This window comes from Streptomyces sp. NPDC026575 (assembly GCF_055567415.1).
This window is the reverse complement of sequence record NZ_JBVHQM010000031.1, coordinates 59,634-72,972: the sequence shown is the minus strand read 5'-3', so window position 1 is coordinate 72,972 and position 13,339 is coordinate 59,634. Positions and strand designations below refer to the sequence as shown.

Genomic DNA, 13,339 nt, shown 5'->3' with positions numbered 1-13,339 from the left:
CGGCAATTCCTCGCCGCAGTGGGCCGGATAGCCTGCCGCGGTGAACCAGACCCCCGCTCCCCCGACCGCCGCCGACGCCCTGCGCTTCGCGTTCGGGACGCTGACCGTGCTGCCGGTGCGCGTCACCCGCTTCGACCGGGCCGCGGCGCGCGGCGGGATGCTCTGCGCGCCGCTGGCCGGGCTGGTCGTCGGGCTGTGCGCGGCCGCGCTCGGCGGGGCGCTGCTGCTGCTCGGCGGCGGTCCGCTGCTCGCCGCGGTCGGCTCCGCGGCGGTGCCCGCCGTGCTCACCCGCGGCCTGCATCTGGACGGGCTCGCCGACACCGCCGACGGACTGGGCAGCGGCAAACCGGCCGAGGACGCACTGCGCATCATGAAGCAGTCCGACATCGGCCCGTTCGGGGTCATCACGCTGCTGTTCACCCTGCTGGCCCAGGTGGCCACACTGAGCGAGCTGTACGCGACGGGCTGGGCACACGGTGCGCTGGCGGCGGCCGTCGCGGCGGTCACCGCGCGCGGTGCGCTGACCCTCGCCTCCCGTACGGGGGTGCCCCCCGCCCGCCCCGAAGGGCTCGGCGCGGCGGTCGCGGGCGCCGTCCCCGTCCGTGCGGCGCTGCTGTGCGCCGCGGTGGTGGCCGCCTCATGCGCGGGGGCGGGTGCCGCCTTCGGCGGGTACGGCGCGCTGCACGCCGGGCTCGCGGCGCTGGCCGGACTGGGGCTCGGCGAACTGCTGCTGGGGCACTGCCGGCGGCGGTTCGGCGGGGTGACCGGCGATGTGTTCGGCGCGCTCGCGGAGAGCGCGGGGCTGGCGGCGCTGGTCGTCCTCGCCCTCGGGTGACCCGACCCGGCACCAACTCCCTTTCCATACTGGGCAGTTCGCCAACGGTCGGGTCCGGGTGCGTACCTACCGCCGTGACCGTTATGCGTCCGCGCGGCATCGGGTGCGACAGCACACCGGGCCTGGCGGCGCCGCCGAGCGTAGGCTCAGCCGCAGCGGCGCCCAAGGCGCACAACGGATTCCCGGACAGGAACAGGACTCTCATCACCGTGACTGCACTGACCCTCAGTACTTCGTCCGCCGCAACGGTGCGCGCGGATGCCGTCGTCGTCGGCGTCACCAAGGGCGCCAAGGGCGTCGCGGTCGCCCCCGGCGCGGAAGCCGTGGAAGCGGCCTTCGGCGGCAAGCTCGCCGCCGTGCTGGAGACCCTCGGCGCGAGTGGTGCCGAGGGCGAGGTGACCAAGCTGCCCGCCGCCGACGGCCTCAAGGCGCCGGTCGTGCTGGCGGTCGGCCTGGGCGACGCCCCGGCCAAGGGCGAGCCCTTCGACAACGAGGCGCTGCGGCGCGCCGCGGGCAGCGCCGCCCGCGCGCTGTCCGGCAGCAAGAAGGCCGGCTTCGCCCTCCCGGTCGAGGACGCCGAGGCCGCCGCCGCGGTCGGCGAGGGCGCGCTGCTCGGCGCGTACACCTTCACCGCGTACCGCTCCAACGGCAACGGCGCCAAGGGCGGCAAGAAGAACGACGGCAAGTCGGCGCCCCTGGGCGAGGTCGCGATCCTCGGCGGCAAGCCGCGCGACAAGGAGTTCAAGGCCGCCGCCGAGCGCTCCCAGGCGCTGGCCGCGGAGGTCAACCGCGCCCGCGACCTGATCAACACCCCCTCCAACGACCTGGACCCGAAGTCCTTCGCCGCCCACGCGCAGGCCGCGGCCAAGGAGTTCGGCCTCAAGGTCGAGGTGCTGGACGAGAAGGCGCTCAAGAAGGGCGGCTACGGCGGCCTCATGGGCGTCGGCCAAGGCTCGGAGGCACCGCCGCGGCTGGTGCGGATCGCGCACACGCACGCCAAGGCGACCAGGACCCTGGCCCTGGTCGGCAAGGGCATCACCTACGACTCGGGCGGTATCTCCCTCAAGCCGGCCGGCCACAACGAGACCATGAAGTGCGACATGAGCGGTGCGGCCGCCGTGTTCGCCGCGGTCGTGGCCGCCGCCCGGCTGGGGCTGGAGGTCAATGTCACCGGCTGGCTGGCGCTCGCCGAGAACATGCCGTCCGGCTCCGCCACCCGCCCCGGTGACGTGCTGACCATGTACAGCGGCAAGACCGTCGAGGTGCTCAACACCGACGCCGAGGGCCGCCTGGTCCTGGCCGACGCGCTGACCCGGGCCTCGGAGGAGTCGCCGGACGCCATCGTGGACGTCGCCACGCTGACCGGCGCGATGGTGCTGGCGCTGGGCCACCGCCACTTCGGGATCATGGCGAACGACGACGCCTTCCGCACCTCGATCTTCGAGATCGCGGAGGAGGTCGGCGAGCAGTCCTGGCCGATGCCGATGCCCGACCACCTGCGCAAGGGCATGGACTCGCCGGTCGCCGACCTCGCCAACATGGGCGACCGGATGGGCGGCGGCCTGGTCGCCGGCCTCTTCCTGAAGGAGTTCGTCGGCGAGGGCATCCCCTGGGCGCACCTGGACATCGCGGGCCCGGCCTTCCACGAGGGCTCGCCCTGGGGCTACACCCCCAAGGGCGGCACCGGCTCCGCGGTGCGCACCCTGGTCCGGCTCGCCGAGCGCACCGCCGCGGGCGACCTCGGCTGACACCGACTCCGTCGCACCACCTGAGATGTCCGTACGGCCCCGAGCTCACCGCCCGGGGCCGTCGGTCTGTGCGTTTCGCGTGTGTTCGCCCTCGACGAAATCATCCCGCCCGTCGCCCACCACCGCCCTTCCCAGGCGGCACCGCGCGCCACCGCACCTGTTTTTACGCACCAGTAACCCCTTAGGGGCGGCCGATCGGCCGCCCAGAGCCCGGCCCGCCGTCCCGGCTTCGTTGAACAAGTGCGAAGATGGGTTCTCGGCAGGACAGGGCCCCCCTTACCCAGGGCCGAAGTAAAAGCGGCCGAACAACAGCCGCGGCCCGGTCATCGACGACCGGCTCCGGCGCACCCATGCATGGAGGACGTGACGTGGCGAACGACGCCAGCACCGTTTTCGACCTAGTGATCCTCGGAGGCGGTAGCGGCGGTTACGCGGCTGCCCTGCGCGGGGCGCAGCTGGGCCTGGACGTCGCCCTGATCGAGAAGAACAAGCTCGGCGGCACCTGCCTGCACAACGGCTGCATCCCCACCAAGGCGCTGCTGCACGCCGGTGAGATCGCCGATCAGGCTCGTGAGGCCGCCCAGTTCGGTGTCAAGACCTCGTACGAGGGCATCGACATCGCGGGCGTCCACAAGTACAAGGACGATGTGATCTCGGGCCTGTACAAGGGCCTGCAGGGTCTGGTCGCCTCCCGCAAGGTGACCTACATCGAGGGCGAGGGCCGGCTGTCCTCCCCGACCTCCGTCGCGGTCAACGGCCAGCAGGTCCAGGGCCGCCACATCCTGCTGGCGACCGGCTCCGTGCCGAAGTCGCTGCCGGGCCTGGACATCGACGGCAACCGCATCATCTCCTCGGACCACGCGCTGACGCTGGACCGCGTCCCGGAGTCCGCGATCATCCTGGGCGGCGGCGTCATCGGCGTCGAGTTCGCCTCGGCGTGGAAGTCCTTCGGCACCGACGTCACCGTCATCGAGGGCCTCAAGCACCTCGTCCCGGTCGAGGACGAGAACAGCTCCAAGCTGCTGGAGCGGGCCTTCCGCAAGCGGGGCATCAAGTTCAACCTCGGCACCTTCTTCGACAAGGCCGAGTACACCGCCGACGGCGTCAAGGTCACCCTCGCCGACGGCAAGACCTTCGAGGCCGAGGTGCTGCTGGTCGCGATCGGCCGCGGGCCGGTCTCGGCGGGCCTGGGCTACGAGGAGCAGGGCGTCGCGATGGACCGCGGCTACGTCCTGGTCGACGAGTACATGCAGACCAACGTCCCGACGATCTCCGCCGTCGGCGACCTCGTTCCCACCCTCCAGCTCGCGCACGTCGGCTTCGCCGAGGGCATGCTGGTGGCGGAGCGGCTGGCCGGCCAGAAGGTCGTGCCGATCGACTACGACGGCGTCCCGCGCGTGACGTACTGCCACCCCGAGGTCGCTTCGGTGGGTATCACCGAGGCCAAGGCCAAGGAGCTGTACGGCGCCGACAAGGTCGTCGCTCTGAAGTACAACCTCGCGGGCAACGGCAAGAGCAAGATCCTCAAGACCACGGGCGAGATCAAGCTCGTCCAGGTCAAGGACGGTGCCGTGGTCGGCGTCCACATGGTCGGTGACCGTATGGGCGAGCAGGTCGGTGAGGCCCAGCTGGTCTACAACTGGGAGGCCCTGCCGGCCGAGGTGGCGCAGCTCGTGCACGCCCACCCGACGCAGAACGAGGCTCTCGGCGAGGCCCACCTGGCCCTGGCCGGCAAGCCCCTCCACTCCCACGACTGACCCCAGTCCCGGGCGCGACCACATCCCGCAATTCGTAAGGAGCAACCGAAACCATGGCGGTTTCCGTAACCCTGCCGGCGCTCGGCGAGAGCGTCACCGAGGGCACCGTCACCCGCTGGCTGAAGGCCGAGGGTGAGCGCGTCGAGGCCGACGAGCCGCTGCTCGAGGTCTCGACGGACAAGGTCGACACCGAGATCCCGGCCCCGGCCGCCGGTGTCCTGTCCTCCATCAAGGTGGCCGAGGACGAGACGGTCGAGGTCGGCGCCGAGCTGGCCATCATCGACGACGGCACCGGTGCGCCGGCGGCGGCCCCGGCCCCCGCCGCCGCCGAGGCCCCCGCCGCCCAGCCGCAGCCCGAGCCCACCCCGGCTCCGGCCGCCGCTCCGGCGCCCGCCGCCGCCCCCGCGGGCGGTGCCGAGGGCACCGACGTCGTCCTCCCCGCGCTCGGCGAGAGCGTCACCGAGGGCACCGTCACCCGCTGGCTGAAGGAGGTCGGCGAGGAGGTCCAGGCCGACGAGCCGCTGCTGGAGGTCTCGACCGACAAGGTCGACACCGAGATCCCGGCCCCGGTCTCCGGCACCCTGCTGGAGATCGTCGTCGGCGAGGACGAGACCGCCGAGGTCGGCGCCAGGCTCGCCGTGATCGGTGCCGCCGGTGCCGCTCCGGCCGCCGCGCCCGCCCCGGCCGCTCCGGCTCCCGCCGCCGCTCCGGCCCCGGCGCCCGCGCCGGCTCCCGCCCCGGCTCCGGCGCCCGCCCCGGCCGCCGCTCCGGCTCCGGCTCCGGCCCCCGCGCCGGCTCCGGCCCCGGCTGCCGCTCCCGCCCCGGTCACCCCGGCTCCGGCCGCCGGTGAGGGCGAGGGCGCGTACGTCACCCCGCTGGTGCGCAAGCTCGCCGCGGAGAGCGGCGTCAACCTCGCCACGGTCAAGGGCACCGGCGTCGGTGGCCGGATCCGCAAGCAGGACGTCATCGCCGCCGCCGAGGCCGCCAAGGCCGCCGCGCCGGCCGCCGCCCCTGCCGCGGTCTCCAAGGCCCCCGCGCTGGAGGTCTCCCCGCTGCGCGGTCAGACCGTCAAGATGCCGCGGATGCGCAAGGTCATCGGCGACAACATGATGAAGGCCCTGCACGGCCAGGCGCAGCTGACCTCCGTGGTCGAGGTGGACATCACCTCGATCATGCGGATGCGCAACAAGGCCAAGGACGCCTTCGCGCAGCGTGAGGGTGTCAAGCTCTCCCCGATGCCGTTCTTCGTCAAGGCCGCCGTCCAGGCGCTGAAGGCCCACCCGGTCATCAACGCCCGGATCAACGAGGACGAGGGCACCATCACCTACTTCGACACCGAGAACGTCGGTATCGCGGTGGACGCGGAGAAGGGCCTGATGACCCCGGTCATCAAGGACGCCGGTGACCTCAACATCGCCGGTATCGCCCGCAAGACGGCGGACCTGGCGGGCAAGGTCCGCGCGAACAAGATCACGCCGGACGAGCTGTCCGGTGCGACCTTCACCATCAGCAACACCGGTTCGCGCGGCGCCCTGTTCGACACCGTCATCGTGCCCCCGAACCAGGTCGGCATCCTGGGCATCGGTGCGACCGTCAAGCGCCCGGTGGTCATCAACCACCCGGACCTCGGCGAGACCATCGCGGTGCGCGACATGACCTACCTCGCGCTCTCCTACGACCACCGTCTGGTGGACGGCGCCGACGCCGCCCGCTACCTGACCACGGTCAAGCAGATCCTGGAGGCCGCCGAGTTCGAGACCGAGATCGGTCTCTGAGCAGTCACTCAGGTGACCGAGGATCTCAACGAGAGCGAGATCGGTCTGTAAGGCTCGCTCATCGGCCACGCGCGTGCCCCCGTCCGGAGTTCCGGGCGGGGGCACCGTCGTTCCGCCGCGGCCCGCTACTGTGTCGTCACCGCGATCCGGGGGGGGAGCCGATGGCACGCGAACGAGTCGACGACTTAGTGGTGGTCCTGCCGGGCATCCTGGGCAGCCAGCTCCTGGACGCCGACGGCAGGGAAGTGTGGGGGCCGTCCGGCGGCGCGGTATGGCGGGCCATCCACACCTTCGGACGCTCGGTGAAGGCCCTCACCCTCCCGTCCGACCTCGGGGACGGCCCTCCCGGCGACGGGGTGCGCGCACACGGCGTCATGCCCACCCTGCACGCGCTGCCCGGAGTGGGCCCGGTCGTCGACGGCTACACCGGGCTGCTGGACTGGCTCGAACGGCTCTTCACACTGCGCCGTCGCCGCCCCGGCGAGGGGGACGACGTTCCGGCGAACCTCCTCGCCTTCGCCTACGACTGGCGCCTGTCGTGCCGCTACAACGCCGAGCGCCTCAAGGAGCGGGTGGAGCGGGCGCTCGCGCGGTGGCGCGACTCGGCACCGGAGCGCCGGGCGGCCCGAGTGGTCTTCCTCTGCCACTCGATGGGCGGGCTGGTGGCCCGCTACTACGTCGAGTGCCTCGGTGGCTTCGAGGTCACCAGGCGGGTGGTCACCCTCGGGACACCGCATCGCGGATCGCTCAGCGCGCTGCTCCACCTGGTCAACGGGCTCCGCGCGGGCTGGGGACCGTGGGCGGTCCAGCTGACCGGCTTCGCCCGCAGCCTGCCCTCCCTGCACCAGATCACCCCCGACTACGCCTGCCTCGTCCGGCCCGGCGGCCTGCGCTATCCGCGGGAGGCCACGGGGCTGGTGGGCGTGGACGAGAAGCTGCTGCACGACGCGGGCGCGTTCCACGCGGAGATCCGGCGGGCGGCGGCCGCCCGCTCCGGCACCGCGGCCGCTCTCCTGCCGGTCGTGGGGGTGCGTCAGCCCACGCCCACCACCGCCGACATCGCCGGTGACCGGCTGCGGCCGCAGGACACCATCGACGGCCTCGACGAGGGCGGAGACGGCCGGGTGCCCCGGCTCTCGGCGGCACCGCCCGGAACGCCGACCGGCTACACCCCCTGTGAGCAGCACGGTTCGCTGCAGAACGGGAGCGGCGTACGCGATGCCCTGTGGGGCTGGCTCGCGGCCGAGCCCCCCTGCCACCGGGCACCGCTCCCCGACCCGGTGCCCTTGAGCGTGCACGCCCCGGAGCTGCTGCCGGCGGGCGCTCCGTACGACCTCACGGTCACGGTGCCGCCCGAGGTGCCGGGCGGCGACGAGCTGGCGATCGGCGCGACGCTCCATCCCGTGGAGTCGGGGCGCCCGCTGCGGCACACCCTCGGCAATCGCGGCGGCGGCCGCTACGCGACCTCCTTCCCCGCCCCGGCCCCCGGTCCCTACCGCGTGGCGGTGGGCGTGGCCGGCCGCCCGGACGCGTCCGTGACGGCGCTGCTGCTGGTGGGCGAGGGCGATGGGTGAGCACGGCGTCCAGGGCACCGCGCTGGGCATCGCCGTCGAGTCCTACGACCGCCCGGCCTTCCCCCAACTTCCGGGCGCGCGGCGGCAGATGAGCGAGCTGTGCGCCCTCCTCCAGGAGTACGGCTACGCTCCCCGGCTCGTGGCGGACCCCGGGCGGGACGAGGTGCGCGACGCGGTGCGGTCCTGGTCGGGGCGGTGGCGCGAGGAGGGCCGCCACGGGCCCGCGGTGGTGCTGTGGTCCGGGCACGCCGAGCTGTCCCACAGCGCGTTGCGGCTGATCACCCGCGACACCGCGGATATCGGCGACGAGGAGGAGACCTACTCCACCGAGCTGCTGGCGTCGGCGGCCCTGCGGTGCGGCGCCGACCAGATCCTGCTGGTGGTCGACACCTGCCACTCGGGTGCCGGGGTGCTGCCCGCGCTGCACAAGGCCCTGCGGACCTGGGCCGAACGGACGTGGCCGGAGGGCCGGTCCGCCTGGCTCGGGGTGGTGGCGAGCTGCCAGCCCGAGGAACGGGCGCACGGCCGGGGGGTACTGCTGGACACCCTCGCCCGGGTGCTGCGCGAAGGGCCCGGCGGGTCCGCCTACCGGCACGAGTGGAGCGTCCGCAACCGAGGGGTGACCGGGGCGACGGTGGTCGAGGCCGTGCTGGCGCAGTGGCCGCGGGACAGCCAGCGGCCGGTGTTCGTCAGCTCGGGCGGCGCACGGCCGATCTTCCGCAATCCCCGGTGGCGCCGGGAGGCCGGCGAGGACCTGGTGGAGCATCTGGTCCTGGCCGCGCGCGGGGCGTCCGGCGCGGAGGAGGGCTGGTTCTTCACGGGGCGCCGCCGGGTGCTGGAGGCCATCGTGTCGTGGATGCGGGCGGCCCGGCCCGGCCTGTTCCAGGTGACCGGCAGCGCCGGGTCCGGCAAGTCGGCGGTGCTCGGCCGGATCGCCACCCTCGCCGACCCCCGGCAGCGCGCCGCCACGCTCGCGCACGGGGCGCTGGGCGACCTCCCCGACCCCGGTGCGGGCAGCGTCGACGCGGCGCTGCATCTGCGCGGGCTCGGCGCCCGGCAGATCGCGGCGGCCCTCGCGGACCAGCTGGGCCTGCCGGTGCCGCGGACCCCGTCGGCGCTGATCAAGGAGCTGGAGGACCCCGACGCCGCCGGGGAGCGGCCGCCGCTGATCGTCCTGGACGGGCTGGACGAGGCCGCCCCCGAACAGTCCGAAGCCATCGTCGAGCAGCTGCTGGCACCGCTGAGCCGGGTGGCGTCGGTGCTGCTGGGCTCCCGCGACCGGCCGTTTCGTCCGCACGGCGCCCACCGGACCACGCTGGACGACGCGCTCACCCGGTTCGTCGGCACCACGGAACTGGTCGATCTCGACGAGGAGCCGGACACCGCCGAGGACGTGGCGGCGTATGTCGGGCTGCGGCTGCGGTCGGAGGGCATCGCCGACCACCGCGTCCAGGAAGTGGCCCCGCGGCTGGCCGAGCGGGCCGTGGCGAGCGCCGGCGGCTTCCTCTTCGCGCGCCTGGTCACCACCTCGCTGATCCGCAGATGGCACGAGCACGGCGAGGAGGCGTGGCAGACGGCGGTCCCCGCCTCGATCGCGGCGGCCTTCGAGGAGGACCTGGACAACGGACCGCCACACCCCGCACAACGCCCCGCCGCGGCCCGCGAGTTGCTCACCGCGCTCGCCTGGAGCGCCGACAACGGCATGCCCGCCGGGGGCGTCTGGGAGCTGGCCGCGTCGGCCTGCAGCCGCGACGGCCGGCCCTACCGAGCGGCCGATCTGGACTGGGTCCTCAACGCCTACGGCCGGTACATCGTGGAGGACACCGACGGCCTGCGGGCCGTCTACCGCCTCTACCACCGCGAGCTGGTGAACCATCTGAAGTACGCCTCGCCGCGGGGGACGGACGGCGGGGAGGCGATCTGCCGGGCGATGGTCGCGCGGCTGCGGGACGGTTACGAGCGGGGCGTCCCCAAGGACCGGATGCCGCCCTACCTGTTCTACGCACTGCCCAGCCATGTACTGATGGCGGGCGACCCGGGCATCGCCCTGCTGCGGGACCTGGTCCCGCTCGACGCGCCGACCTTCCTTCCCGCCCTCTCGGTCGCGCTCAACGACCACGCGCTGATCGTGACCGCCTCGGACGGTCCCCGCGCCGCCCTCGCCCCGGCCGAAGAGGCCGTCGCCATCCGCAGATCGCTGATGCCCGCCGCCCCGGAGGCCCACCGGCTGTTCTTCGCCGGCTCGCTGCTGCAGCTCGCCCGGTGCCGTTCGCTCACCGGGGACCGGGAGGGCGCGCTGGCGGCGGCGCGGGAGGCCGCCGACGCCTATCGGGAACTCGTCAGGACGAGCGGCGCCGACTTCCTGCCCGGCCTCGCCGGGTCCCTGCACCTTCTCGTGCGCTGCCTCAGGGACTCCGGGGACCGCGAGGGCGCGCTGGCGGCGGCGCACGAGGCCACCGCGGCCTACCGGGAGCTGTCCACCACCGGCGGTGCCGCCTACCTCCCCGACCTGGCGGACTCGCTGCACCTCCTCGCCCACCGGCTCGTCGAGGCCGGTGAACTCGCCTCCGCGCTGGCCGCGGCCGCGGAGGCGGTGGAGCTCAGCCGGCCCTTCGCCGAGGCCGATCCGGCGGTCTACCTCGACGGATACGCGATGTTCCTCAACACCCTCGCCACCTCCCTCGCCCGGACCGGCGCCTACCAGGCCGCGCTGCGACCGGCGGTGGCGGCCACCGAAGCCCATCGCGCACTCGCCGAGAAGGACCGTGCCACCGCGCTCCCCGGGCTCGCCGCCTGCCTGCACAACCTGTCCCTGTGCCTCAGTCGCGCGGGGGAGCCGGAAGCGGCCCTCTCGGCGGCGGACGAGGCGGCCGGGATCGCCCGCGAACTGGCCGGGACCGATGCCGTCGAGCACCTCCCCCGGTACGCGGCCGCGCTCGGCAACCTCAGCGACCGTGCCGCCGACTGCGGCCGTGACGAGGAGGCGCTGGCCCTCGCGCACCGCTCCACGGAGATCTGCCGAGAACTGGTGAACGCACACCGCGAGGCCCACCTGCCCGAACTGGCCTCCGCGCTGCACCAGCTCTCCCTCCGGCTGGCCGCGGTCCGGCACGACGACGCCGCGCGCGCGGCCTGCCGGACCGCCACCGATCTCTACCGCGCCCTGGAGGAGGAGAGCCCCGGCAGCCACCGGCACGAGCTGGCCACCTGCTGCGAGACGCTCGCTCTCCGGCTGGCCGAGCACGGGGAGACCGCGACGGCGCTGCCGCCGGCCCGCGAGGCGGTGGAGCTGCGGCGGGCACTCGCCCGGCCCGCGCCGCTGCCGCCGCACCTGTCCTCCCTCGCGGGCGCGCTCGAATCCCTCGCGGAGTGCGCGGCGGCCTGCGGTGACGCGGAGGCGGTCCGTGAAGCGGCAACGGAGGCGCTCGCCATCCGCCGCCGGCTCGCCGAGGCCGACCCGGCCGCCCATGTCCCCGCGCTCGCCGACTCCCTGCGGCAGCACGCGAATCGGCTGGCCCGGTCGGCGGACCGGCCGAGCGCCCTGGGCCCGGCCCGGGAGGCGGTGGCCCTGCTGCGTCCGCTGTGCGGGCCGCACTCCACGGCCAACCGGCTGTCCCTGGGCCACGCGCTCAGTGCGCTCGCCCGGGCCGAGTCGAGGTGCCACCACGTCCGGGAGGCGCTGGCCGCCGCCCAGGAGGCCGTCGACACCTACCGCGCGCTGGGCCGCGACGGCTCCCCCGCCCGCAGCCGTTCCGTCGCCGGCTCCCTGCTGAATCTGGCCCACTGCCAGGCCGAGGCCGAGGACCCCGCGGCCGCGGCGGCCTCGGCCCAGGAGGCCGTCGACGGCTTTCTCGCACTCGCCCGCCGCTCCCCCGCCCGCCACCTCGACGAGGTACTGACCGCCCTGTCCGAGCTGGCCGACCACCTGTCCCTGATCGATCGGATCGCCGCCGTCCGGCCCTCCTACGACAGCGCCCTCGACGTGCTCTCGGAGTACCCGGCCGTCGTCCGCCGGCTGCGGTACGAGCGCACGATGCTCCTGCTGTACGAGGAGGACCCCGGCCCCGGGACCGACGCGCTGATCCGGTTCCTGACCGAGGCCCCCGAGGTGCGCGACGAGGTCACCTTCGACGCACGGGATTCCCTGCGCAGCCCACCGGACGACGACCACGACCGGGTCCGCACCGCCTGGGTCGACGCCACGGGGACCGCCCCGCCGGCCTGGCTGGCCCTGCCGTCCTGGGCCTTCTCGCTCGCCTACGACTGGCTCGGCTGCCCCGACTGGGCGGCGGCCCGCCGCTTCTGGGAGGAGCACCGGGAGCGCCTGGCGACCCCGGAGGCCACCGCCGCCATGGCGGAGGTGGCGATGATCGAGGGCGCCGAGCCGGACGCCGGACACCTGCTGCGCCTGCTGCGGCGGATTCCCGTGGCCGGCGCGGACGCCGCGTTCCTGCCGCTGGTGCTCTCCGACCGCCTGGGCGCCTGGGTTCTCGACCAGCCCCGCACCGAGGTCCACGACGCCGTGCTGCACCTCGCCCGGCACGACGGCGTCGAGGCCGCACAGCGGTACCTGGAGCAGCCGCCGGCCCTCGCGCGGCGGGCCCGGCAGGCCGGTGCCACGGGCGACACCGCGACCCTCCGGCACTGCGCCGCCCTCGAAGGGGCCTTCCTGAAGGATCCCTACACGGCACGGGTCCACCTCGCCCTCGCGGAGATCCTCGCCGGGGCGGCGGCGCCCGCCGAGGCGCTCCCCGCCGCTCCGGGCGAGGCCGCCAGGGACCGCGCGATCGAGGACATCGCCGAGATCATGACGCACCGGCCCGGCCACGCGGTCCCGCTGCGCGGTCTGCTCACGTCGGTCCTCGCGCGTGACCCTGGATAATGACGTCCGACCGCTCGGCCCTTGAAGGAGCACGTCATGACCCCGCCCGTCGTCCATTCGCTGCGCGAGCAGATCCGCGAGCACATCCTGGAGGGGATCGTCAGCGGCCGCTGGCAGCCGGGGGAGCGGATCGTCGAGCGGCGGATCGCGGTGGAGCTGGAGGTCAGCCAGACGCCCGTCCGGGAGGCGCTGCGGGAGCTGGAGTCGCTGCAGCTGATCGAGTCGGCGCCGAACAAGGGCGTACGGGTGCGGAATCTGACCGCGGACGACCTCAAGGAGAGCTACCCGGTGCGGGCCGGGCTGGAGCAGGTGGCCGCGGAGCTGGCGGCCGGGCGGCTGGCCGAGGACACCGCGGCGCTGGAGCGGGAGGTGGCGGCGCTGCGCGAGGCGGACCGGGCCGGTGACGGCGAGGCGCAGGTGCGGCACACGGTGGCCTTCCACCGGGAGATCATCCGGGCGGCCGGCAACGCCGTACTGCTGCACACCTGGGAGTCACTGGGCATCGAGGTCTGGACGACGCTGTCGATCCGCTGGTTCAGCCCCGAGCCGCGCTCCCACGCGCAGGACCACCAGGAGATCGTGGACGCCTTCCGACGGCGCGACCCCAAGATCGGGACCCTGCTCAAGAGCCATGTGCTGAGCTGCGCTCCGAGGGTCTGAGGGCCTTCGTACCGGGTCCCACGGCCCCCTTTCGTTACTGGCACGGCGTGCCCCGAAATGAGGCACCCCGTGCCGACCTGCGGCGATTCACTCGGTGAGCGTTGATCG

General features: G+C 74.1%; 7 protein-coding genes. All 7 read left to right on the top strand.

Annotation, left to right across the window (positions count from 1 at the left end; all coding sequences use genetic code 11):
- Nucleotides 1–40: 40 nt before the first annotated feature.
- Complete coding sequence (locus ACZ4NB_RS32370) at nt 41–835, top strand: adenosylcobinamide-GDP ribazoletransferase (protein WP_467666605.1); 795 nt, start codon at nt 41–43, stop codon at nt 833–835.
- A 209-nt stretch (nt 836–1,044) separates the two neighbouring features.
- Nucleotides 1,045–2,583, top strand: a complete 1,539-nt coding sequence (locus tag ACZ4NB_RS32365) for a leucyl aminopeptidase (protein WP_467666604.1) — start codon at nt 1,045–1,047, stop codon at nt 2,581–2,583.
- A gap of 368 nt (nt 2,584–2,951) precedes the next feature.
- On the top strand, nt 2,952–4,340 hold the full coding sequence (lpdA, locus tag ACZ4NB_RS32360; RefSeq protein ID WP_393494412.1) for a dihydrolipoyl dehydrogenase: 1,389 nt from the start codon (nt 2,952–2,954) through the stop codon (nt 4,338–4,340).
- A 53-nt stretch (nt 4,341–4,393) separates the two neighbouring features.
- Nucleotides 4,394–6,115, top strand: a complete 1,722-nt coding sequence (gene sucB, locus ACZ4NB_RS32355; RefSeq protein WP_467666603.1) for a 2-oxoglutarate dehydrogenase, E2 component, dihydrolipoamide succinyltransferase — start codon at nt 4,394–4,396, stop codon at nt 6,113–6,115.
- 161 nt (nt 6,116–6,276) lie between these two features.
- Nucleotides 6,277–7,689, top strand: coding sequence for an esterase/lipase family protein (locus tag ACZ4NB_RS32350; protein WP_467666602.1), 1,413 nt, complete (start codon nt 6,277–6,279; stop codon nt 7,687–7,689).
- A complete protein-coding gene (locus ACZ4NB_RS32345) occupies nt 7,682–12,571 on the top strand; it encodes a tetratricopeptide repeat protein (RefSeq protein ID WP_467666601.1) in 4,890 nt (1,629 codons plus the stop codon). The genes ACZ4NB_RS32350 and ACZ4NB_RS32345 overlap by 8 nt, the downstream gene beginning before the upstream one ends.
- 36 nt (nt 12,572–12,607) lie before the next feature.
- Complete coding sequence (locus ACZ4NB_RS32340; protein ID WP_467666600.1) at nt 12,608–13,231, top strand: GntR family transcriptional regulator; 624 nt, start codon at nt 12,608–12,610, stop codon at nt 13,229–13,231.
- The last annotated feature ends 108 nt before the right edge of the window (nt 13,232–13,339 follow it).